At 62.7% G+C, this 22036-nt stretch carries 25 protein-coding genes; 13 read left to right on the top strand and 12 right to left on the bottom strand.

The annotated features are described in order from the left end of the window. Positions 1 to 205: 205 nt before the first annotated feature. A complete protein-coding gene (locus J0909_RS15475; protein ID WP_207264203.1) occupies positions 206 to 1339 on the top strand; it encodes an AI-2E family transporter in 1134 nt (377 codons plus the stop codon). Positions 1340 to 1639: 300 nt separating this feature from the next. Here the strand turns inward: J0909_RS15475 and J0909_RS15470 are convergent, their stop codons facing one another. From J0909_RS15470 to hflK, 8 genes are all read right to left on the bottom strand, one after another. Further along, positions 1640 to 2263, bottom strand: a complete 624-nt coding sequence (locus J0909_RS15470) for a LysE family translocator (protein WP_207264201.1) — start codon at positions 2261 to 2263, stop codon at positions 1640 to 1642. 88 nt (positions 2264 to 2351) lie between these two features. Further along, complete coding sequence (locus tag J0909_RS15465; RefSeq protein ID WP_207264200.1) at positions 2352 to 3752, bottom strand: sensor histidine kinase; 1401 nt, start codon at positions 3750 to 3752, stop codon at positions 2352 to 2354. A gap of 212 nt (positions 3753 to 3964) precedes the next feature. After that, positions 3965 to 4165: a hypothetical protein gene (locus J0909_RS15460; RefSeq protein WP_207264199.1), complete on the bottom strand. Its 201-nt coding sequence runs from the start codon at positions 4163 to 4165 to the stop codon at positions 3965 to 3967. Between the two features lie 147 nt (positions 4166 to 4312). Next, positions 4313 to 5371 (bottom strand): hypothetical protein, encoded by a 1059-nt coding sequence (locus tag J0909_RS15455; protein ID WP_207264198.1) that lies wholly within the window; start codon positions 5369 to 5371, stop codon positions 4313 to 4315. Beyond that, positions 5372 to 6259 carry a 3-methyl-2-oxobutanoate hydroxymethyltransferase gene (gene panB, locus J0909_RS15450; protein WP_207264197.1) on the bottom strand — a complete coding sequence of 296 codons (888 nt, stop codon included), beginning with the start codon at positions 6257 to 6259 and terminating at the stop codon, positions 5372 to 5374. A 133-nt stretch (positions 6260 to 6392) separates the two neighbouring features. Beyond that, positions 6393 to 7115: a LexA family transcriptional regulator gene (locus tag J0909_RS15445; protein WP_207264196.1), complete on the bottom strand. Its 723-nt coding sequence runs from the start codon at positions 7113 to 7115 to the stop codon at positions 6393 to 6395. Positions 7116 to 7396: 281 nt separating this feature from the next. Next, positions 7397 to 8248, bottom strand: a complete 852-nt coding sequence (gene hflC / locus J0909_RS15440) for a protease modulator HflC (RefSeq protein WP_207264195.1) — start codon at positions 8246 to 8248, stop codon at positions 7397 to 7399. 15 nt (positions 8249 to 8263) lie between these two features. Continuing rightward, on the bottom strand, positions 8264 to 9334 hold the full coding sequence (hflK, locus tag J0909_RS15435) for an FtsH protease activity modulator HflK (RefSeq protein ID WP_207264193.1): 1071 nt from the start codon (positions 9332 to 9334) through the stop codon (positions 8264 to 8266). A 99-nt stretch (positions 9335 to 9433) separates the two neighbouring features. On the opposite strand from hflK, the gene J0909_RS15430 reads away from it, so the two are divergent. The 7 genes from J0909_RS15430 to rnhA all read left to right on the top strand — a co-directional run bounded on the left by J0909_RS15430 (position 9434) and on the right by rnhA (position 14653). Continuing rightward, a complete protein-coding gene (locus J0909_RS15430; RefSeq protein ID WP_353616786.1) occupies positions 9434 to 9934 on the top strand; it encodes a YkgJ family cysteine cluster protein in 501 nt (166 codons plus the stop codon). Further along, on the top strand, positions 9931 to 11022 hold the full coding sequence (locus J0909_RS15425) for an efflux RND transporter periplasmic adaptor subunit (protein WP_207264188.1): 1092 nt from the start codon (positions 9931 to 9933) through the stop codon (positions 11020 to 11022). Before J0909_RS15430 ends, J0909_RS15425 begins: the two co-directional genes overlap by 4 nt. Continuing rightward, on the top strand, positions 11019 to 11750 hold the full coding sequence (locus tag J0909_RS15420) for an ABC transporter ATP-binding protein (protein WP_207264186.1): 732 nt from the start codon (positions 11019 to 11021) through the stop codon (positions 11748 to 11750). Before J0909_RS15425 ends, J0909_RS15420 begins: the two co-directional genes overlap by 4 nt. 204 nt (positions 11751 to 11954) lie before the next feature. Continuing rightward, on the top strand, positions 11955 to 12251 hold the full coding sequence (locus J0909_RS15415; RefSeq protein WP_207264184.1) for a hypothetical protein: 297 nt from the start codon (positions 11955 to 11957) through the stop codon (positions 12249 to 12251). Between the two features lie 135 nt (positions 12252 to 12386). Then, on the top strand, positions 12387 to 13616 hold the full coding sequence (locus J0909_RS15410; RefSeq protein WP_207264182.1) for an ABC transporter permease: 1230 nt from the start codon (positions 12387 to 12389) through the stop codon (positions 13614 to 13616). Between the two features lie 46 nt (positions 13617 to 13662). Beyond that, the gene (locus J0909_RS15405; RefSeq protein WP_207264181.1) at positions 13663 to 14175 is read left to right on the top strand and encodes a hypothetical protein; all 513 of its coding nucleotides are present in this window, start codon (positions 13663 to 13665) and stop codon (positions 14173 to 14175) included. Between the two features lie 10 nt (positions 14176 to 14185). Next, positions 14186 to 14653 carry a ribonuclease HI gene (gene rnhA / locus J0909_RS15400; RefSeq protein ID WP_207264255.1) on the top strand — a complete coding sequence of 156 codons (468 nt, stop codon included), beginning with the start codon at positions 14186 to 14188 and terminating at the stop codon, positions 14651 to 14653. A gap of 391 nt (positions 14654 to 15044) precedes the next feature. On the opposite strand, the gene J0909_RS15395 is transcribed toward rnhA, so the two are convergent. Beyond that, positions 15045 to 15530, bottom strand: a complete 486-nt coding sequence (locus J0909_RS15395) for a CinA family protein (protein WP_207264180.1) — start codon at positions 15528 to 15530, stop codon at positions 15045 to 15047. An 87-nt stretch (positions 15531 to 15617) separates the two neighbouring features. Here J0909_RS15395 and J0909_RS15390 point away from each other — a divergent pair, with 87 nt between their 5' ends. Continuing rightward, positions 15618 to 16040, top strand: a complete 423-nt coding sequence (locus J0909_RS15390; RefSeq protein ID WP_207264179.1) for a hypothetical protein — start codon at positions 15618 to 15620, stop codon at positions 16038 to 16040. A gap of 66 nt (positions 16041 to 16106) precedes the next feature. Further along, positions 16107 to 16460, top strand: a complete 354-nt coding sequence (locus J0909_RS15385; protein WP_207264178.1) for a DVU0772 family protein — start codon at positions 16107 to 16109, stop codon at positions 16458 to 16460. On the opposite strand, the gene J0909_RS15380 is transcribed toward J0909_RS15385, so the two are convergent. The 3 genes from J0909_RS15380 to J0909_RS15370 all read right to left on the bottom strand — a co-directional run bounded on the left by J0909_RS15380 (position 16457) and on the right by J0909_RS15370 (position 19056). Further along, a complete protein-coding gene (locus J0909_RS15380) occupies positions 16457 to 17686 on the bottom strand; it encodes an MFS transporter (RefSeq protein WP_207264177.1) in 1230 nt (409 codons plus the stop codon). The genes J0909_RS15385 and J0909_RS15380 overlap by 4 nt on opposite strands. Before the next feature lie 92 nt (positions 17687 to 17778). Then, the gene (locus tag J0909_RS15375) at positions 17779 to 18255 is read right to left on the bottom strand and encodes a DUF3124 domain-containing protein (RefSeq protein WP_207264176.1); all 477 of its coding nucleotides are present in this window, start codon (positions 18253 to 18255) and stop codon (positions 17779 to 17781) included. A gap of 66 nt (positions 18256 to 18321) precedes the next feature. Continuing rightward, complete coding sequence (locus tag J0909_RS15370) at positions 18322 to 19056, bottom strand: sulfite exporter TauE/SafE family protein (protein ID WP_286182071.1); 735 nt, start codon at positions 19054 to 19056, stop codon at positions 18322 to 18324. A 111-nt stretch (positions 19057 to 19167) separates the two neighbouring features. Here J0909_RS15370 and argJ point away from each other — a divergent pair, with 111 nt between their 5' ends. From argJ to J0909_RS15355, 3 genes are all read left to right on the top strand, one after another. Next, positions 19168 to 20349, top strand: a complete 1182-nt coding sequence (gene argJ, locus J0909_RS15365; RefSeq protein WP_207264174.1) for a bifunctional glutamate N-acetyltransferase/amino-acid acetyltransferase ArgJ — start codon at positions 19168 to 19170, stop codon at positions 20347 to 20349. 91 nt (positions 20350 to 20440) lie between these two features. Then, complete coding sequence (locus tag J0909_RS15360) at positions 20441 to 21055, top strand: HD domain-containing protein (protein WP_207264173.1); 615 nt, start codon at positions 20441 to 20443, stop codon at positions 21053 to 21055. A gap of 197 nt (positions 21056 to 21252) precedes the next feature. Next, complete coding sequence (locus tag J0909_RS15355; RefSeq protein WP_502757447.1) at positions 21253 to 22032, top strand: MlaE family ABC transporter permease; 780 nt, start codon at positions 21253 to 21255, stop codon at positions 22030 to 22032. Positions 22033 to 22036: the final 4 nt, after the last annotated feature.

Here is a 22036-nt window from a genome sequence, read left to right as displayed (position 1 = left end):
CTCAACCTCGCAGAGGGGCTCGGGGGAGGCGGCGGCCCGCGAAGCGGCACAAACGTTTTGGGGATTCTCACGGACCTTTTTCAAATGGTTCTTGAGCCGCCGGAGACATTTCCTCTTCGTCACGCAAGAGGGCGTTGTCTAAAACGGGGCGGACTGGTAGGTAGACGATGAGATTCGAATCCTTACAGATGTTGCAGGAGGGGCCATGTTCGAGAGCGGCAAGCCGTACACGTTGGATTCCGTGGTGCGGATGGTTTTGGGAGCCGGGATTTTCATCGGCGCGATCTGGCTGCTGGGCTATCTGTCGGGCGTGCTGGTGCCGTTCGTGGCGGCTCTGCTGGTGGCCTATCTGCTCAATCCGATGACCTGCTTCATCGAGAAGCGGGTGGGCAGCCGCGGCGTGGCGGTCCTGCTGACCATATTGCTGCTGCTGGCGGCGACGGCCGGGGTCCTGCTGCTGCTGGTGCCCATGATGGTCAACGAGTTTGCGCACATGGGCCAGGTCCTTTCCAGGCTGGTCTCCAATACGGAGTTCGCGGACAAGGTTGCGGCGCATCTGCCGCCGGATATCTGGGCCTGGGTGCGCGAGACCGCGCAGTCGTCCGAGGTTCGGGACCTGTTCACGGCCCAGGGTGCGCTGAACGCGGCGAAGGCGGTGCTCGGGAATGTGGTCCCCGGCATCCGGGGCGTGGCCGTGGGCGCGATCAATGCGGCGGCCGGGTTGTTCGGGGTGTTCGTCATCCTGCTCTACGTCATTTTTCTGCTGGCCGATTTCGGGCGCATCAAGGCCGGGTGGCAGGATTACCTGCCCGCGCCGTACCGTGAGAGCGTGACCGGATTTCTGGACGAGTTCGAAAAGACCATGGGGCTGTATTTTCGGGGACAGATCATCGTCTGCCTCATCGTCGGCGTGCTCATGGCCATCGGCTTCGTGCTCATCGGCCTGCCGTTGGGGCTGGTCATGGGGCTGCTCATCGGCATTTTGAACATCGCGCCCTACCTGGGCGTGGCCGGGGCGGTGCCGGTCCTGTTCTTGGCCGGGTTGAGTTCGCTGGAGGCGGGTGAGTCCGTGTGGATGGGCATCGGCCTGGCCGTGCTGGTCATGGGCGTGGTCCAGGTCATCCAGGACGCGGTTCTGGTGCCGAAGATCCAGGGCGAGAGCCTGGGGCTGTCCCCGTGGCTCATTCTGCTGTCCCTGTCGATCTGGGGCAAGTTGCTCGGTTTTCTTGGCCTGCTCATAGCCCTGCCCATGACCTGCCTGTGTCTGTCCTATTACCGTCGTCTTCTGGCCCGGCGGGCGGGCGCTCCCGCGCCGGACCCGGTGTCGGAAGCGGACTGATCCCTTTTCCCAAAGCATCAACGCCCCGGACCGTGCGCACGGTCCGGGGCGTTTTTTTGTGGGGAACTATCCCCTTAACTCCCTGGGAAAAAACAGGTGTTGAAAGCCGCTTCGCGGCGAAAATCAAGATGATTTCGCCTCCGGCGGGCAAGGACTCGCGCCCTTGCATCCCATTTTGCGCCTCCGGCGCGATCCTTTTTCCTCCACGCGGCTTTTCGCCGACGGAAAGGGAGTTAAGTAGATAAGTCCATTTTTGGGGGGGGCGAAACAGAGGGCTGGGTGTTGTCGCGTGCTGCCTGGCTAGGCCCTTTTCAGCGCCGCCGTCAGTATCCCCGCGCCGATGAGTGCGGTGCCGCCGACCCGGTTCAGGCGTTTCATGGATCGGGGATCGGCCACGATGTGGCGGGCCTTGACCGCGAGCAGGGCGTAGAACAGGGTCACGACCATGGTCAGGATCTGGACGGTGATCTCAAGGATGAGCAGTTGGGGCAGTTGGGGGCGGTCCGGGGAGATGAACTGGGGCAGGAAGGCGCAGAGGAAGACGATGGCCTTGGGATTGGTGGCGGTGACCAGGCAGGCGTTGAGCAGATGGGTCCGCCGGCTGGCCGGGCGCACGCAATCCGGCTCGGTTCCCGCGTTGGGGTCTGCCTGCCAGGCTTTGACGCCCAGGTAGACGAGATAGGCGGCGCCCGCCCACTTGAAGATCGAGAACAGTTCGGCGGAGGTTGCCAGGAGTACGCCCAGTCCGGCCAGGGAGGCCCCGGCGGCCACGGCATTGCCGAGTCCCACGCCCAAGACCAGGGGCACGGCGGCGCGCCGTCCCTGGGATAGCGAACTGCCCACGACCATCATCACGGTGGGGCCGGGGATGAGCAATACCACCACGGTGGCGGCCAGAAAGACCAGATAGGTATCCAAATTCATGCGGGCTCCGGGAGCAAGAGAGAAATAGGATCGCCAATAGACAGGACAACGGCCTCGCTTGTCAAGGCCTGCACCGCCGGGACCGGCGCTATGCTTGTTCGAACGGGAGGACAAAGGAAAATTCGTTCCCCTGGTCGGTGTGGGCGTAGAAGACCCGACCACCATGCAGTTCGACCACCTGTCGGACGAAGTAGAGGCCCCGTCCGGTGCCGGACTTGTGGGCCACGTTGTCCGCGCGGAAGCCGGGTTTGAACACGTCCATGGGCTCGTTCAGGTCCAGGGGGCCGCCCGAGGAGGTGATCCACAGCCGGATACCGGACTTGCCCGGGCCGAAGAAGTCGTCGAGGACCTTCCAGCCGTAGGTGGCGTGTTTTTCCTTGCCGCCTTCCGGGACAGACGTCCTTTCCGTGTACTTCAAGGCGTTGGATAGGAGATTGTCCAGGACCTGGGAGATGAGGCCCCGGTCCAGGGCCAGGCGGATGACTCGGTCCTCGGGGCACTCCGGGGCCAGGGCCAGGTGGATGCGCTGTTCCTCGAAGCGGTGTCGGAAACGCTCGATGACCGGGTCTATGACTGTGGTCCGCAGGTTCACGTCCCGTTTTTCGAGCACGTAGCGGCCTTCCTCGAAGTGGCGCCGCCGGAGCAGGGTTTCCAGGAACATGGAGGTGGATTCGTAGTGGGAGTAGATCTCCTGGTACTGGCCCTCGATGCCCCCGGCGATTTCGGCCAGCCTGTTGCCTTCGCGGACCAGGTCCCGGTTCGCGTTCCGGTTCAGTTCGGTGAGGATGGCGGTGGTCGTCAGGTGAAGTTGCTCGATCTTGCGCTTGAGCCGGTTGAAATAGAGCTTGAAGTACATGTTGGGCACGATGACGTTGTGCCCGATGTCCTGAACCATGGATTTGATGAAGGCGATGTGCTCGCGGTTGCGGGCGCGGATGATCCGGTGGTGGAGCTGGTAGCCCACGCGGTTGACGTATTTTTCGAGGAAGAGGCGGGCGTGGCCGGGCAGTCCGGAGCAAGGGCGCATGACGAAGCTGCCCAGGAGGTTGTGGGGCGGCTCGAAGGCGAGCATGTCGTTGTATTCCGGGTTGCCCCGGATGGGCAGGTACATGCTTTCGCCCTGGATGGTCAGCCGGTCGTTCATGAATTCGTTCCACGGCCGGGTGGAGTCCCTGTCGCATTTGCCCGAGGAGCAGGCCGCCAGGGCGAAGGTCTCCTCGTCCTCAAGGAGGTACATGGTCGATTCCAGTCCGAACAGGGCCTTGGGGATGGCCATACAGACCGCGTAGAACATTTCGCGGCCGCGCACTTCCTGGGAGAGCTCGAAGAATATGTTCAGGGCCAGGATCTGGTGGCGTGAGAAGTCGTACCCGTCGTAGTCGAGGAATTTGGTTTCGATGCGTTCGACCACAAGGGCGATGCGCTCGTCATCGGTGAGTTCGAGCAGGCTGTCGCTAGTGAGGGCGTGGTCCTTATCGAGATCGTTCATGCGCACGTCCGGGCCGGTTGAGTATGCCGCTTTGTCGTACATATACGCCGTCGGGGCGGATATGACAAGGAATCGGCCGGAAAAGCCTGGGAAATGCGCGTCTCGGAAAAAGGGGAAAGGGCCGCTTGCGCGGCCCTTTCAGGGGTTAGAGGTCTGCTTTTGAGGAGGGGTTTGAGGTTAGAAACTGCTTTTCAAGGGAGGTATGGTATATGCTAAAAGACCTGATCCTTGCGCCGTTTTGCCCGGGCGGGATGGGGGTTTGTCGTCCGGACGGGCACGGGGACCTTGGTCGTTAAGCCGAAATCTTCCCCGACTTCCCGGACGCCGTGATCGGCGTCCGGGTCGGTGAGGAGGGGTCGTCGCAACAACACGGCGACCAGGATGATGAGAGTGACGGTAACTGCATCAATCATGATTTGCTATTAGCATAGGGTGTGCCAAAGCATGATTATCAATAATAACAGCATATTGATGTTCGTTGCATGTTCAACATTTGTGCAATGTGATGTGTATTGCACAAATGTATGTGCAGAGCTTGCACAAGCAGCAAAGACGGGGGGTCAGCGCATGAGCAGGGCGTAGACCATGCCTACGAAGGCGATGGTCAGGCTGCGGGACACCTGGTTGTAGAGGATGAGCTTGAAGGCCATGCGAGGCCGGAAGATACCCGCGTAGTAGGGAAACTGGTGGCGGAAGGCACGCACGGGCGAAGAGAGTACGTTGCCGAGCATCAGGGCCAGGATGACCTGCACCTGGGTGAGCGAGGTATCGGCGATGAGCGCGCTGGCCACGGCCAGTCCGGCGGTGAATTCGGCAGCCATGTGGAAGGCCACGATGGACAGGGCCTCGGGCGGCAGGAAGGAGAACAGGCCCGCTCCGCCCGCCATGGCCGATTGGAGCCAGGCGAACAGGCCGAGTTGCTTGAGCACGAAGAACAGGGTGTAGATGGGGCAGGTCAGGTAGAGGATCTTGGGCAGTCGTTTCTTGAACCGCTTCCAGGCCCCGGTCAGGACCCGCGACAGGGTGGCGGTCAGCCTCCGGCCGAGGATGCGCAGGGCCGGGCCGGGCCGCCGACGGAATTGGCGCAAGGGGATTTTGAATCGCGCCCGGTCCCAGCGTTCGTCGATCTCGGACAACCGGCAGGGCAGGCACCCCTCGGGCAGGGGCGGGAGCAGGAATTTGCCCGCGAAGACGATGCCCATGGTCCGCAGGATCGAGGCCAGGGCGGTCAACCCCACATAGGTGTAGGCGGCCGAGCCGATGAACGGGCTGGCTATGAAGAAGATGGTCGGCAGGTGCAGGAAATAGGTGGGCAGGGAGTTGAACAGATTGGACAGGACCAGCTCGCGGTCGGACAGCTTCCCTTTTTCATGGGCCTCGGCCAGCATGGTATTGGCCGTCAGCCCGGAGAAGAAGGCCATGGTGAAGCTGGCCGCCGAGATATCCTTGAGCCGTGCGCGGTGGGCCAGGGGCGCGGCCACCTTGGCCGCGTAGCGGGTCCAGTTCAGGGATTCGATGAGGATGCCCACCATCAGGGCCACGGAAATGAAGAAGGTCAGCCTGATGAGCGGCCAGAACAGGCCGTTCCAGAGGATCGGCCAGGAGAGGTCGAGGGTCATCTATTTCTTCTTTGGTTTGACCTTGATTTTTCGGACCTGCGCCAGCTCGGCGTCGGGCATGTAATAGGTGTTCTTTTCCCCGGGGAAACTCGTCCGCCGGACTTCGGCGCAGTATTGTTCCACAGCCTTGCGCGAGTCCTCACCCAGTTCGGCGAAACGGCGTACGAATTTGGGCGAGAAGCGGTCGAACAGGCCGAGCGCGTCGTGATAGACCAGAATCTGGCCGTCGGTCACGTTGCCCGCGCCGATGCCGATGGTCGGGATGCTCACGGCCTCGGTGATGAGCTGGGCGGCCTCCACGGGCATGGCCTCCAGGACCACGCTGAAGGCTCCCGCCTCCTCCACGGCCTGGGCGTCCTCGATGAGCGCGCGGGTGGCCTCGGCGGATTTGCCCTGGGCTTTGAAGCCGCCGAATCGGGCCACGTGCTGAGGGGTCAGCCCTATATGGGCCATGACCGGCACACCCGCTTCGGTCAGGGCGGTGATCTGTTCGACCACGGTCCGGCCGCCTTCGAGTTTGACCGCCCGGGCCCCGCCCTCGGCCATGAGCCGATGCGCGGTGGCGAGCGCCCGTTCCACCGTGGCGAACGACATGAACGGCATGTCGCTGACCAGCAGGGCGCGCTTGACGCCCTGGGCCGCGGCCCGGGTGTGGTGGACCATTTCGTCCACCGTTACGGACAGGGTATCCGCGCGGCCGAGTACGACCATGGCCAGGGAGTCGCCCACCAGCACGAGGTCCACGCCCGCCTGGTCCGCAATGATTCCGGACGGGTAGTCATAGGCGGTTATGCAGCAGATTTTCTCGCCGCCCTTCATGGCTTGGATGTCGGGTGCGGTGACGGGCTTGGCCTTAGTCTCGGTGGAAATCTTGGGGGAGGTGCTCATGGGCCGGAGAGTAGGGCCGCTTGGCGTCGCAAGTCAAGGGAACATGCGTCAGGGCAGGGCGGCGCCCCGGGCGTGAAAAAAGGGCCGCCCGGCGAACGGGCGGCCCTTCGTGATTCGGTGGGAAACGAAGCGCCTACATGGGCGCCAGGTTCTGGAGAACCCAGATGACCCGGCCCACGGTGCGGTCGTTCATTTCTTCGGCCGGGATGGTCAGGTCGGAGTACTGATCGTTGTCCGCCTTGAGCAGGAAGGTATCCCCCTGGTGGAAGACCCGGCGGATGGTCAGTCCCTGGTGGGGGAAGTGGACCGCGCACAGGTCGCCGTCGGGATGTTCGCTCTGGTCGCGGTCGATGCCGACGAAGGCGCCGCGCGTGATGACCGGGTCCATGCTTGCGGAGTCCACTTTGACCACCAGCAGCTTGGGCCGGCAGAAGGACTCGGGCACGGACAGTTCCTCGATGGACTTGGGCTCCCAGTCGGCGGCGTCCTTGTCCGCGCCGGCCATGGTGGAGACCGGCACCAGCCGGCCCCGGGAGTTCATCCGGCCGTAGGGTGCCGGGGTCTCGCGCAACAGGGTGTCGGCCGGGACCTTGGCCTTGTCGGCGTTGATGTAGACGGGCTCCACGCCTTCGGACAGCCAATCCGGGTCCAGCCCGTGGCTGCGGTACAACTTCAAAAACCAGTCTGCGGGGATCGAACAACGGCGCTTGGCGTCGGAAATGCTCGATTGGCGTACATCGAGCACCTCGGCCAGTTGGACCTGGGTCCGAGCCCCGGTCGCCTTCTTGATGCGCTCAAGGGCTTCTTCGAACCACTTGAGCTGCGCTTCGTCGCATCTCCGTTTCTTCTTGGGCATAGTCGCTCCTTAACGAGTGATGACGGCATGTAGGGAGCCCTTCCTATTATCGGAATATGGCATTCCAGGTATAACCGACATTATATTTTATCAAACAGGGGGTGATCCCCCGGACCAAACGACAGATTCCGCCGATTTTTATTTGCCGGGAAAATTTCCTAGCGACTTTGGGAGAATCTCCCGATAATGTCAATGATATCGTTTAAGGTTATTTTTGGCAAAAGGAAAAAGGATGTGGCCGCATGGCGGCCACATCCTTTTTTGACGGCAGTATTATCTTCTTATTGCAAGTGCTTGAGGAAAGGACTTTTCGGAGTCAGGATGAAGCGGGTGTTCTTTGCAAACCCCTGCTTGTAGGCTTCCAGGCTGCGGGTGAATTCGTAGAAGTCGGGATTTTGCCCCAGGGCCGTGGCATAGACCTTGGTGGCCAGGGCATCGCCCTCTCCTCGGATGATTTCAGCTTGTTTGTTGGCGTCGGCCAGGATGATGGTCCGTTCCTTGTCCGCATTGGCCTTGATCTTGGCCGAGGCCTCCTGGCCTTCGGAACGGTACTGCTTGGCTTGGCGTTCGCGTTCGGCCTTCATGCGGCCGAAGATGGACCGGGCGTTCTCGGCGGGCAGGTCCGTGCGCTTGATGCGCACGTCAAGGACCTCTATGCCGTAGGGCAGGAGCAGTTCGCGGGACCGCTTGGTCACCGCGTCCATGATCTCCTGGCGTTTGTGCGAGACCACCTCGATCAGGGTGTAGCGGCCCAGCGCCACCCGGAGTTGCGAACGAACGATGTCGTCCAGTCGGGCCCGGGCCCCCTGGATGGTGCGCACCTTGGTGTAGAAGGTCAGGGGATCGGTGATGCGCCACTTGGTGTAGGAGTCCACGTTCATGTATTTTTTGTCCGTGGTGGTGATCTCCTCGGGCTTGGCGTCGAAATCCAGGATGCGCGCGTCGAAGAAGACCACGGTCTGGACCAGGGGCAGCTTGAAGTGCAGGCCGGGGCCGAGCGCCCTGTCGCCCACGGGGCGGCCGAGTTGGATGACGATGGCCTGCTGGGTCTGGTCCACGGTGAAGGCGGCGGACGTCAGGACAAAGGCCCCGAGAATGACGACGATGGCGAGTAGGATGGTCGTTTTTTTCATATCGGAACTCCCCCTTTATTTTGCTTCCTTGGGAGCGGCCGAACGGGGCTGCTTGTCCAGGGGGAGATAGGGTATGGATTGTTTGAGGGCGTCATCGGACATGATCAGCTTCTCGGTGTCCGGGTTGGACAGAATGGTCTCCATGGCCTCCAGGTAGAGGCGGTCGCGGGTGATGTCCTTGGCCTTGTCGTACTCCTTGAGCACGGACAGGAACCGGGCGGCGTCACCCTCGGCCTTGCGGACCTTGGCTTCCTTGTAGGCCTGGGCCGCATTGGTGATGCGGGAGGCCTCGCCGCGCGCCTTGGGCAGGATGTCGCGCTGGTACGCCTCGGCCTCGTTGATGTAGCGGCTCTTGTCCTCGCGGGCGGAGGCCACATCCTTGAAGGCCTCTATGACCTCGTCCGGCGGATGCACGTTCTGCATCTGCACGGCCACTACGGACAAACCTGTCTTGTAGTCGTCCAGGATGCGCTGCATCAGGTCCCGGGTCTGGACCTGGATCTCCTGTTTGCCCGTTGTCAGGGCGTCGTCGATCTTGCCGTTGCCGATGACTTCGCGCATGGCCGCCTCGCCCGCATGGGCCAGGGTCTGCTCGGGGTCATTGACGTTGAACAGGTAGTTTTCCGCATCCTTGATCATGTACTGGACGATGAATTGCACGGAGACGATGTTCTCGTCGCCGGTGAGCATCAGGGATTCCTCCTTGACCTCGCGGCTGACCCCTTGCTGGAAGCTCTGGGTGATGGGCCTGCCCACGGACCGGAAGCCGAATTCGACGCGCCGGATCTGCGTCACCTTGGGGGTGAGCGCGCTTTCCACCGGATAGGGAATGTGGTAATTCGGACCCGCCGTGGTGATGCGGTTGAACTTGCCGAACTGTTTGACCACGCCCACCTCGTCGGGCTCCACGATGTAGAATCCGCTGGCGATCCAGAGAAGGATGAGGAGAGGAATGACGAGTTTCCAACCGGGCAACTTGAATTTCTTCAATTTGTCGAGCTGATCCTGGAAATCGTCGAAGCTCGGCGGTTTGCCGCCGGGGCGCCCCTGTTGCTGCTTTTGTAATTTTTCCCAATCCCAATTCATAATGACCCACAAGTAGGCATATTGCGGGGGTAGGTCAAGAAAAGCCGGAGGAAAATGCATGAACACGACCTCGTTGGACATAATTCGGAGCCGTCGCGCGTGAACCTTTTCGACGTTTTCAACGGCCGGGATTCCCTGACCGGCCTTTTCCGGCGTTTCCGCTCCCGCGTCCTGCGGAGCGAGGTGGAGGTGGTCGGGAAGTGCAATCGCTGTGGCCGTTGCTGCCGGTCCGTGCTCCTGTTCGACCGGGGCCGCTGGCTGCGCCGCGCGTCCCAGTTCGAGCGGCTGGTGGCCGACGCCCCGGAGCACGCCCGTTTCCGGCCCGCGGGACGCGACGCCGGCGGGTACCTGCTCTTCGACTGCGCCCTGCTCGGCCGGGACAACAATTGCACCGAGTATGGAGCCCGGCCCGCTTTATGTGGAAATTATCCGTCCAAGTCGCTATATTACCATGGCGGCAAGACGCTCAACGGTTGCGGTTACGCCTTTCGGGCCGTGACCTTCCGCGACGTGCTTTGGGGCCGCAAGCCGATCAAACCCGCCGATTTTTCCGCCGTGCTGCGCCGGGAGATCGAACAGGAACGAGACAAGCAGACATGAAGAAGCTCATATTCATCCTCGCCGCCGTGCTCCTTACCGGGGGCGGCGTCTGGTATTTCACCGCCGGGCAGTCCAAGGACAGGATCAAGGTCCTCAAGACCGCCACGGTCGCCCGCGGCAGCGTGTCCAAGGTTCTGGAGGCCACCGGCATCGTCAAGGCCCAGGTGGGCGCCCAGGTCAAGATCGGGGCCCAGGCCACCGGCGTGCTCGAATCCGTGCCCGTCAAGGTCGGCGACCACGTCCGAAAGGGCCAGCTCGTAGCCCGCATCGACGCCCGCGAGCTCAAGGCGCGTATCGCCGAGGCCCAGGCCAATCTCGACCTGGCCCAGGCCAAGCTCGAATACATGGAAAAGAACCTGCCGCGCAAACGCACCCTGGTCCAGAAGCGCCTGGAGGCCCAGGATTCCCTGGACGTGGCCACCCAGGACGCCAAGACGGCCCGTTTCGGCGTGGCCGCGGCCAGGGCCTATCTCAATACTCTCAAGGTGCAACTTTCCTACACCAGCATTTATTCTCCCATTGACGGCGTGGTCAGCCAGGTGGCCGCCCAGGAGGGCGAGACCATTGTTTCCGGCCTGTCCGTGTCCAACCTGATAACCGTGCTCAACCCGGAGAAGCTCGAAATGTGGATCTACGTGGACGAGACCGACATCGGTCGCGTCAAGCCCGGCCTGCCCGTGCGCTATACCGTGGACGCCTACCGCGACAAGGTCTTCCGGGGCTCGGTCGATCGCATCTATCCCGAGCCGGAAATCCGCGACAACATCGTCTACTACCGCACCCTGGTCACGGTCACCAGCGAACAGGCGGATTTCCTGCGTCCTGAGATGACCACCCAGTGTAAGATCGTCGTCCAGACCCGGGACGACGTGCTCACCGTGCCCAACAACGCGCTCAAGTGGGTCCGGGACCGCCAGGTCTGTTTCCGCGTGACCGACCCCGAAAAGCAACCCGAGGAGGTCACCCCCGAACTCGGCCTCGTAGGGCTGGAGACTTCCGAGGTCCTGGGCGGCCTGTCCGAAGGCGACGTGGTTGCTACCCAGCTCGTCCTGCCTGGGGCCAAGGTCGGCAAGAAGGGGCTGCAATGACCGAACCGGCCATCTCGCTGAACGGGATCATCAAGACTTTCCTCCAGGGCAAGGGCGGCGACGCCGACCCCGGCGTCGAGGTCCTCAAGGGCATCACTTTGGATGTGGCTCCCGGCGAGTTCATCGCCCTCCAGGGCACGTCCGGCTCGGGCAAGTCCACCCTGCTGCACATCATCGGCCTGCTCGACCGGCCCACTTCGGGCGTCTACCGCCTGCTCGGCCGCGACGCCTCCAATCTGGACGACGACCAGCAGTCCGACCTGCGCAACCGGGCTCTCGGCTTCGTGTTCCAGTCCTTCTACCTGATTTCCTACGCCACCGCGTTCGAGAACGTCATCCTGCCCGGCCTCTACTCCGGCAAGCCGCGTTCCGAACTGACCGCCCGCGCGGAAAATCTTCTGGAGCGGGTGGGCCTGGCCGACCGCATGCACTTCAAACCCTCGCGTCTGTCCGGCGGCCAGCAGCAGCGGGTGGCCATGGCCCGCGCCCTGCTCAACGATCCGCAGATTCTTCTGGCCGACGAGCCCACCGGCCAGCTCGACTCCAAAACCTCCGGCGAGATCATGAAGCTCTTCCACGATGTGCATCTGGCCGGGCAGACCATCGTGCTCGTCACCCACGACGAGGACGTGGCCCGCGAGGCCGACCGCATCGTCCGCCTGCACGACGGGCGCATCGCCGAGGATGTGAAAACAAATGCCTCCGGCGGCCAGGGGGGAAACTTTTGAAAAAGTTTCCCCCCTGGACCCCCCTTCCAAACTTTCTATGTGCCTGCGGCAGGGGCGTCCGGGAGCGGAAGGACGGAGATGCTGGCCGCTAATAGTACGTGGTAAGACATAGGAGAAGATATGGGGTGGGTTGATTCTTTAATAGCAATGTTTGGCGGCGGGAGTATGATAGCTGCTTTAGTAACTTAGCGCGCATCATTAAATGTGCGTAAAGAAGCGACTCGTTTGCACTACGATCAGAGAATATTTCAAGAAAAACGAGATGCGTATATTGGGCTGTTTTATTCCTTAAAAGAGTGTCTTGTTTCACGTTCTGATCGTGCGCTTAAAGGATATGGCTTGAGCCAAGCGCGAGTTGAACTCGTAGGTTCAAAAGATGTTATTAGTCTATCACGGGCTTTTAAAAACGCTGCACCAGGTTCAAATGCACAAGATGTGTTATTTGATGATATGTTAAAAGCGATGAAAACAGATTTACGAATGGATTTGGTTAGGGATTAAAATTAGTCCACCGCCCTTCGCGAAGCGATACAAAAAGTTTAGGAAGGGAAGGGGGATGGGGGTCCGGGGGAAGGGAAAGCCCTTTTCAAAGGGTTTCCCTTCCCCCTTCCCCCGGCCGCCGGAGGCGACACACGAATGATGCGGACCATAACCAGAGTAGCAAGCATGGGGTTGGAGGCCGTTTGGGCCTTCAAGTTGCGGTCCGTTTTCGTGGTCTTGGGCGTGGCCTTCGGCATCGCCTCGCTGACCCTGATCGTCACGGCGGTGGACGGGGCCAACCGCATGGCCGTGGAGATGGTGGACATGTTCGGCCCGGACGCGGCCCTGGTCTTCGGCGGCAACTTTCAGAAGCGCGCCGTGGGCATGCGCACCCTGACCCTCAGCCGCGAGGACGCCGCGCGCATTCGGGATTCTCTGCCCGGCGCATACCAGGTGCTGCCCATGCGGGCCAAGAGCGGGCAGACGGTCAAGGCGGGCAGCCGCAGCTACCATGACGTGGTCATCGTCGGCACCACCCAGGACTATTCCCGGGCCTGGAACTGGCCGCTCAGCGAGGGCCGCGACCTGTCGGCCGAGGACGAGCGCATCGGGGCCAAGGTGGCGCTTCTCGGCGACACGCCGTCGCGTGAGCTGTTCGGCGACGAGTCCCCCGTGGGCCGGGTTCTGTACATCTCGGGCATCCCTTTCCAGGTGGTCGGCAAGCTCTCCTACCGGGGCGTCACCTCGGGCGGGGGCGGGGATGTGGACAACCGCATCATCATACCCCTGTCCACCCTGGTCCAGCGCTACAACCTGGACCGCAAGTATTTCCGGGCCCTTCGGGTCAAATTCGTGGAGCCGGACTACATGGCCGCGCACACCGAGAACCTGCGCTCCCTGCTCCGCCACCTGCATCACCTCGCGCCCGAGGATGACGATGACTTTTCCATCCTGACCGCCGACGAGGTTCTCAAGTTCCTGGCCTTCTTCAAGGGCGGCCTGACCATCTTTCTGGGCGTCACTGCGGGCATCGCCGTACTGGTGGGGGGCTTTGTCCTGGCCAACCTCTTCTCCATCTCGGTCTCGGAGCGGGCCGAGGAGATCGGCTTGAAAAAAGCCATGGGCGCGCGCAACTCCGCCATCATGCTGCAATTTTTGGTCGAGGCCTGCGCCCTGACCCTGCTCGGCGGCGTGCTCGGCCTGTTCCTCGGTCTGGGGTTGGGGCAATTCCTGTCGCGTCTGGGCATCCTGACCATTCAATTCTCCTGGAAGGCCTTTTTCATGGCCCTGGCGGGTTCCCAGGCCGTGGGCCTGGTCTTCGGCCTCAAGCCCGCCCGTCAGGCCGCGTCGCTGGACCCCATCCAGGCCCTTCGGGGCGAGGGCTAGCCTCTTGGCCCTTGCCTGAAACCGGCACAGACGATAGAGAGCGGAAATGCGCATAACCATCCCCCGAGTGCACGGTTCCACGCCCAGGGAAAAACTTATTCGTTCCCTGGCGCTGTTTCTGGTTTTCGCCGTAGTCATCTGGGCGTTCATGAAGAACAACGAGCATGTGGTCGAGGTCCTCAACCAGCGGAGCGCGATCTACGATGAGACCCGCACCCTGACCAAGGATCAGAAGAATATGATCGTCTCCTTCACCCAGTCCCTGCGCGACCAATGGGGCATGGACTGCAAGATTCAGATATACGGCGGCGACTTTGTGGTCCCGGAGCTGGACGACAAGACCATGTATATGGGGCTCGCCCCGGCTATCGACGTGGTGGAGCTGCGCTTCCCCCCGCTCATGCGCACCGCGCTGGGCCCGGAATTCATCGACTCCCTCAAGACCGCCTTTCTGCTCCCCTCCTTCAAGGAGGGCGACTGGCCCATGGCCATCCAGGAGGTCCTGGTGGAAATCCTCAAAAAACTCGATTCATTGAACAAGGAGAACAAGAGTGAGTGATCGCGTGACCATGTATACGGACGGTTCCTGCCTGGGCAACCCCGGCCCCGGCGGCTACGGCGCGGTCCTTATTCACGGCGAATACAAGGGCGAGTCCGCCGCCAACTACAAGGAACTCGCCCAAGGCTACAAGCGGACCACCAACAATCGTATGGAGCTTCTCGCCGTCATCGAGGGCCTCTCCTCCCTCACCCGGCCTTGCGCCGTGGACCTTTGGACCGACTCCAAGTACGTCCAGCAGGCCATCACCCAACGCTGGCTCAAGAATTGGCAGCGCAACGGCTGGAAGACCGCCGCCAAGAAGCCGGTCAAGAACCAGGATCTCTGGCGGCGGCTCATGCCCCTCATCGAGGAACACGACGTCACCTTCCACTGGGTCAAGGGCCATGCCGGGCATCTGCTCAACGAAAGGGTGGACGACCTGGCCAGGGGCGCCGCCTCGGGCCGGGACCTGCTCGTGGACGAAGGCATGGAGTAGGGAAGACCTCCGGACGGGGGGCTCCGACGGCCAGGGCGCTGCCCTGGACCCGCTCAAGGCCGAGGGCCTTGAGAATCCCATCGCCGAGCTGGCTCGGAGGTGCGGGGGCGGAGGGCTTGGCAAGGAACGCCTTCCGTCGTCCCGATTGGCGATTCCGGGCAAAAAAACGGGTTGTTTTTGGGGGAAAGGCGAGAAACGAGTAGGGCTCCCCTGTTAGCCTTTGTCAGAAAACATCACGCTATTTCCGTTCCCACGCGAAACAAGCGACCATCCTCGTCCGTCCCTTCGCCGCAGGCAACACAAAAAGTTTGGTAGCGTCCAGAGAACCTTTTGCAAAAGGTTCTCTGGCAGGGTTGGGGCAGCGCCCCGCCCGCCGAAGGCTTTCGCCCTGTTACTTGGTCACGCCCAGCAGGCCGTTGATGGCCGTCATGACCGTTTGGCTCTTCACTTGGTCCCTGGTGCCCTGGAAGTGGTATTTGCGCGCCCGAGCGCCGTCGGGCCAGGCCCAGGCGATCCAGACGGTGCCCACGGGTTTGTCCGGGGTGCCGCCGGAGGGCCCGGCGATGCCGGAGATGGCCACGGACACGTCCGCGCCGATGGTCTTGAGCACGCCCCGGGCCATGGCCAGCACCACGGGCTCGGAGACCGCGCCGTGTTTTTCCAGGTCGGCGTCGGGCACGTCCAAGAGCTTGTTCTTGACCGTGTTTGAATAGGCGACCACGGACCCGGCGAACCATTCGGAACTGCCGGGGGTATCCGTCAGGGTGCTGGCGAGCAGCCCGCCGGTGCAGGATTCGGCGGTGGCCAGGAAATGATTTTGCGCACGCAGGCATTCGCCGATTTCGGCCACGGCCCGCGAGATGAGATAAGTATCCATGATAGTCCTCCCTGCCCTGCTTTTACAAAAACCCGTAATGGGTTGCAATGACGGTGAAGTCGTTTGTATGGTCGGGAAGGAGAAATCATGGCCGTCACGCCTTCGTCGTTGTTCGGGCTCGCGGTGTCCAGGCACCGGCAGCCGTGGAATTGGAGTCTGCATTGCACGGGCCTGAGCCTGTTTGCCCTGGCCTTGTTCACGCACGGCTATCTCGTGCTGGCCGCCTCGCTGATCCTGTTGGGCGCGGGCTTCTTCGAGCTGGATTTGGGCGCGCCGCCGGAGAACCTGTGGTTTCGGTTCGTGCACCGGGGCGTGGAGTGGGAAAGGAACTGGTCGGCCGCGCCGTGGAACCGGGGCAAGTGTTGGCGGCTGCTGATCGCGGTCGTTCTCGCCGGGGTGACGGTCTGGGCCCTGTGGGTGCGCGAATTGGCGACGCTGATGCTGCTCGTCGGATTCGCGGTGCTGATCCGGGTGAGACAGCGGAATCGCGACGCCGGCATCGACCCGTGAGAGGCTGGACAGGTTCCGGAACGATCCTTATTATCGGAAAATGACAAGAACATCTTTGGAGGAAATATGAGCGACGACACCAACGCCTGCAAGCAGTGGCTGAATGAAGTGAACTGGGACATGATCCACGAGGATGCCGTCACCCTGTACCTCGAATGGGGCAACAACAACTACCGTGACGCCATGCGGTCGCCGGTGACGACGTCCGGGGAGTATTCGATCTATTTCGCCATGGACACCTGGGCCGAGCCCAAGGTGGTCCTCATGCGCATGGACAACTACGGCTCGACTATCCTCTGTTCGAAGAAGATCCCGGACGACCTGGCCAAGCAGTTGCTTGCGGACATCAAGGGAATCAAGGGCATTCTCGAATTGACTCCGCCCATCAAGGAATGGCTGATGAAGGAGCTGGAGGCCTAGGCCTCCGCGTCCGATTTTTTGAAATTCCGCATCGGGGCGCGGGGCGGATCTTCGTGTCCGTCCCCGTCCCGGCGCAGCAGAAACGCCGCCGCCAGCGAACCCGCCAGGCCGACCAGGCCCGCCACCACAAAGGCGGGCGGAATGGCGGTCCAATCCACGATCAGTCCCAGCACCAGAGGCCCCACGACCTGTCCCAGGCTCATGGAGGAGGTCATCGCCCCGGCGGCCGCGCCCATACCGTGAATGCGCCCCCGCTCGGTCTGTATGGTTATGCAGGCGGCGCGCGATAGAGCGCTGAGCAGGCCCATGGCCAGCGAAAGCAGGAAAAACATGGTCATGCTCCGGCAGAAGGCGATGGCGCACATGGACAGGGCGGCCGACACGCCGCCCCAGAGCACGAACCGGACCTTGTGCCGGGGGAATCTGTCCACGAGCAGGCCGCAGGGGTATTGGACCAGGGAGCCGGAGAGCATGTAGCTCGACAGGACCGCTCCCACTTCGGTGACGCTGGCCCCGCTGACCTTGATCGCCAGCATCGGGAAGAACGTGTTGAATCCCCAGCGGTAGAAACCCCGCGAGCCAAAATAGACCATGATCCCCCACATGGACCGGTCGCCGAGGACCGGCGGCAGCGCTTTGACTCCGGTCCGGCGGCCTTCGGGCCGGGGCGCGGAGGCCGGTGCGTCGGGCACCAGGAACAGGATCAGCAGCAGGGCGAGAAACGACAGGACGCTCATGGCGTAGAAGGGCGCGGCCATGCCGTAGTGGTCGCAGAGCCAGCCGCCCAGGTAGGGGCCTCCGGCCATGCCTATGAACATGGACATGAAGTACAGATTGCCCAGTCTGCCTTCCTGGCCCACCGGGGTGATGTCGCCCACATAGGACTGGGCCACCGGCGTGACCAATACGCTGGCGCCGCCCTGGACCAGGCGGATGAGCAGCAGCAGGGTCGGGGAGTCCGCGGCCACATAGGCCAGGGACACGGCGATGAACAGTGTCAGGCCCGCCATGAGGATGCGTTTTTTCCTGTGCCGGTCGGCAAAGCTGCCCACCAGGGGGGCCAGGAAGAGGCGCGACAGGGCGAACCCCGAAAATATCGCGCCGACGACCAGGCCGGACGCGCCCATGTCGTGGGCGTACAGGGGCAGGATCGGGGCGATGACGCCGATGCCGAGCATGACGACCACGGTGGAGATGAACAGGCTGGTGAAGACGCCGGATTTCATGGATTGGGCCTTTGCCCCTTGTCGTCGGTTCTCGGGGCGAACGGGCCGGTCGCCCGGGGTGGTGTGGATAGGCCGCGTGCGCGGGCCGTTCGTCAGTTCTCCTCGATGGCCACGCCGTCGCAGGTGAAGGAAATGCCCTGCCCGGAGGCGGTCCCGATCATGATCGCCTGGATCACCGGCACGGCGGTGTTGTTTCCGCTCTTCCAGCGAACCGTGAAGTTGGCCCCGGACCCGCCGGACGAATCGCGCTCGGACACGTAGAATTCCTTGGTGCCCAAGGGCGGGATGGTCCCGGGTTCGGTGAGGTGGTCCTTCACCAGCTTCCCGTTGTTGTCGTAGTATTTTACCGAGGTCACCGTGATGGAGTGATTCTGGTCCACGTTGCGGATGGAAAGTAGGGCGGAGAGGTTGTACGGCTTGCCCTTGGGGCCTTGGTAGATGTGGGAGTAGATGGGCACGTACACGGTCTGTCCGTTGGAGACGTTGAGTTTGCGTCCGGCCGTGGCGGGTGCGCTCAGGAAAGCCACGGCCAGGAGGGCCGCGATCAGGCGGAAGAACGTGGTGCGCATGGAGGGGCTCCTTGGATATCCGGTTTATGGGGCAGAATACGCCGGTTTGGGCCCGGAAGGCAAGACTTAGAGGAAGGCGCGCAGGATCAGGCCCAGGCCGAGCAGGCCGATGAGGGCGAAGACCATTCGGCGGTAGGTGGGCTCGGGCAGCCAGCGCCGGACCTTGCTGCCGACGAGGATGCCCAGGAATACGGGGACGAGTCCCGCCACGGAGATGGCGAGCACCTCCATGGACACCATGCCCAGCCGGTTCAGCCCCACGAGCATGATCACCGAGGATAAGGTGAAAGAGGTGTTGATGGCCTGGACCAACTCGTCTTTTGAGATGTCCAGGGACATGAGATAGGGCAGGATGGGCATGATCTGCGAGCCGGTCAGCCCGTTGACCAGGCCGGTGACTACGCCCACGGCGATGTCCAGGAGCGGGCGCTGGACCAGTTGCAGGGTACCGCCCCACAGTCCCCATCCCCCATAGAGGAACATGGCCGTGCCCAGGACCAGGCGGGGCGTGGCCGAGGAACTGCCTCCCAGCAGCCATAGGCCGATGAGCAGGCCGGGCAGGGTGGCCAGGAACATGAATTTGAAGCGGCGCAGGATGGGCAGGAAGCCGCCCGCGTCGATCATGACCAGGGCGTTGGACAGGACGGAGGGAATGATCACCAGGGGGATGGCCTGCCGCACGTCGAGAAAGGCGGCCATGATTCCCAGGCAGGTGGTGGCGAAGCCGAGCCCGGCCGTTCCCTTGAGGAAGGCGGCGAAGAAGAACGTGGCGAACACGAGGGCGAGGGTCGACAGATCCATGGCGACAGCCATACGCCAGCCCGCGGGTCGAGGCAACCACTTCCCTCTTTTCAGCGGACCGACTCTGCGTTATGGCTGTGGTCGATTTGAAAACAGCATCCGGAGAATTCGATGAAAATACCCGTTGGATACAGCTTCGCCGCGGCGTCGGCGTCGTTCAAGAAGCCCGGCAAGCTCGACCTGGGAGCCATTGTCAGCCGGACTCCGGCAGTGGCCGCAGGCGTGTTCACCACCAATAAGTTCAAGGCCGCTCCCGTGCTCCAGTGCAAGGAGATGCTGGCCGACGGCCGGAGGATGTCCGGGTTTCTGGTCAATTCGGGCCAGGCCAACGCCTGCACCGGCGACGAGGGCAGGGCCAACTGCCGCGAGACCCTGAACCTGGCGGCCAAGGCGCTCGACGTTCCGGCGGACGAACTGCTGCCCGCCTCCACCGGCGTCATCGGCGCGCAGTTCGACATGGGCAAGTGGGCCGACGTCATGCCCGCCTTGAAGGGGAGCCTGGGAACGGCCGGCCCCGAGGACACGGCCCGGGCGATCATGACCACGGACACCGTGCACAAGCTGGCCGAAAGCTCCTTTGAACTCAAGGGCGGCGAGGTCCGCCTGCTCGGCATGTGCAAGGGCGCGGGCATGATATCCCCGAAGATGGCCACCATGCTCTGCTTCGTGGTCTGCGACGCGGACATTTCGGCCGAGGCGTGGCGGACCATGCTGGCCGACTGCGTGGACCTGACCATCAACCGGGTCACGGTGGACGGCGACATGTCCACCAACGACACCGTCCTGGCCCTGGCCAACGGCGAATCCGGCGTGGCCATCGAGTCCGAGGACGACTACGTGCTGTTGCGCAAGCATCTGCTCGCGGTGCTCGAAGATTTGGCCTATAAGATAGTCATGGACGCCGAGGGCGGCACCAAGGTGGCCTTCATCGAGGTCTCCGGGGCCCGGAACGACGCGGACGCCGAGAAGGTGGCCCGGGCCGTGGGCAATTCGCCCCTGGTCAAGACCGCGCTGTTCGGCTCGGACCCCAACTGGGGTCGGATCATCTGCGCGGCGGGTTATTCTGGCGCGGATTTCAAGCCCGAGGACCTGGTCCTCAAGATCGGCGGCGTGCTGGTCTTCCGCAACGGCACTCCGGAACCGGGCGACATGGACGATCTGTTGGGACCGATCATGAAGCAGCGGGACGTCGTCATCCACATCGCCGTGGGCGCCGGACCGGGCTCCTCCATGCTCCTGGCCAGCGACCTGACCCACGACTACATTTCCATCAACGCGGATTACCGCAGCTAACGATATAGGGCGCCGCCCTCCGTCCCCGGCCCCGCAATGCGGATGAAAAGGTTTGGGAACAACGCGGGGAGGGGGGCCGGGAGAACAATCCATGGCAGATATGAAAGCGCGGGGCAGGCTGACGAGGCTTGTTGACTTTCTCAACGAATGCGGGATGTTGCGCCGGACGCCGAGGACCGGGTACCAGTTTCTGGGCACCGGGTCGGAGAACGTGGCCGAACACTCCTTCCGCACGGCGGTCATCGGCCACGTGCTGGCCTTGATGGCCGGGGCGGACGTGGCCCGGACCACATACATGTGCCTGTTCCACGACCTGCACGAGGCGCGCACCGGGGATTTCAACTACGTGGCCCACATCTACAACAAATCCGAGCGCACGAAGGTGCTGGAGCACGCCACCGATGGCACGGGGCTGGAAGAGGACGTTCTCGGGTACTGGAAGGAGCTGGAAGAGGCCGAGACCCTGGAGGCCCGGTTGGCCCAGGACGCTGACCAGCTGGATTTCATCCTGAACCTGAAGGAAGAGCTGGACCACGGCAACCGCTATGCCGGGCAGTGGCTGGAGAGCGCGGTCGAGCGGGTGCGTACGCAATGGGGCCGGGAATTGGCCGAGACCGCCATGAAGACCGACCATAAGGACTGGTGGTTCCTGGGCCCGGATCGGGACTGGTGGGCGCGCAAGAACGGCGGGCCGGACGGGAAGTGAGGCCTGGCCGGGAACCCGGCCTGCTTCTTATGCTCGGTGTGACTAACGGCCTTGCCGTTTATGTTTATATTGGGTAGGAGTCCCAAATCGAACGCTACACGATTCGGTTCCCATCCATGGCGGGACCGTTTATCCGAGGCGGCGCGAGCCGTCTTCCAAGGGCTGGAGCTATATATATGACGGAGAAAACACGCGGGATGACGGCGCCTTTGTTCCCCTGCTGGGTCTGCCGCGCTGTGGATGAGATCGGCAATCTGACGCTCTTTCTCCTGGATTCCCTGCGCCTCGTCTTCGCGGGGTGGGGACAGTTCCCGAAGATCGTCCGCCAGATATATTTCATCGGCGTGCAGTCCGTGTCGGTCATCGCCCTGATCGGGCTGTTCACCGGCATGGTCATGGGCATGCAGCTTTACTACGCCCTGTCCGTGTTTGGCGCGGACGGCTTTCTGGGCACCGGCGTGGCCCTGTCCATGGTCCGCGAGCTGGCTCCGGTGCTGACCGCGATCATGCTCACCGGCCGGGCCGGGTCGGCCATGACCGCCGAGATCGGGGTCATGCGCATCTCCGAGCAGATCGACGCCCTGACCATCATGGACATCAACCCCATGCGTTACCTGGTGGCCCCGAAGATGGCCGCCTGCCTGATCAGCTTTCCCATACTGACGGCGTTTTTCAACCTCATCGCCCTGTGGGGCGGTTGGCTGACCGGCGTGAAGCTGCTTGGGGCCAACGCGGGCGTATACTGGTCGCGGGTGTCCGGCTCCCTGGACTGGGACGACATCGAGGGCGGCTTCGTCAAGGCCGTGGTCTTCGGTGTGCTGGTCTGCACCATCTGTTGTTTCGAGGGGTACTACACCCATCTGCGGTCCGGTCACGCCGGCCCCGAAGGCGTGAGTCAGTCCACCACCAGTGCGGTGGTCAAGTCGTGTGTCGTTATCCTGGCCGCGGACTACGTCCTGACGTCGCTGTTGTGGTAGGAGG

The sequence above is a fragment of the Desulfovibrio sp. Huiquan2017 genome (genome assembly GCF_017351175.1).
Lineage (GTDB): Bacteria > Desulfobacterota > Desulfovibrionia > Desulfovibrionales > Desulfovibrionaceae > Pseudodesulfovibrio.
This window is presented reverse-complemented; position numbering and strand designations above follow the sequence as displayed.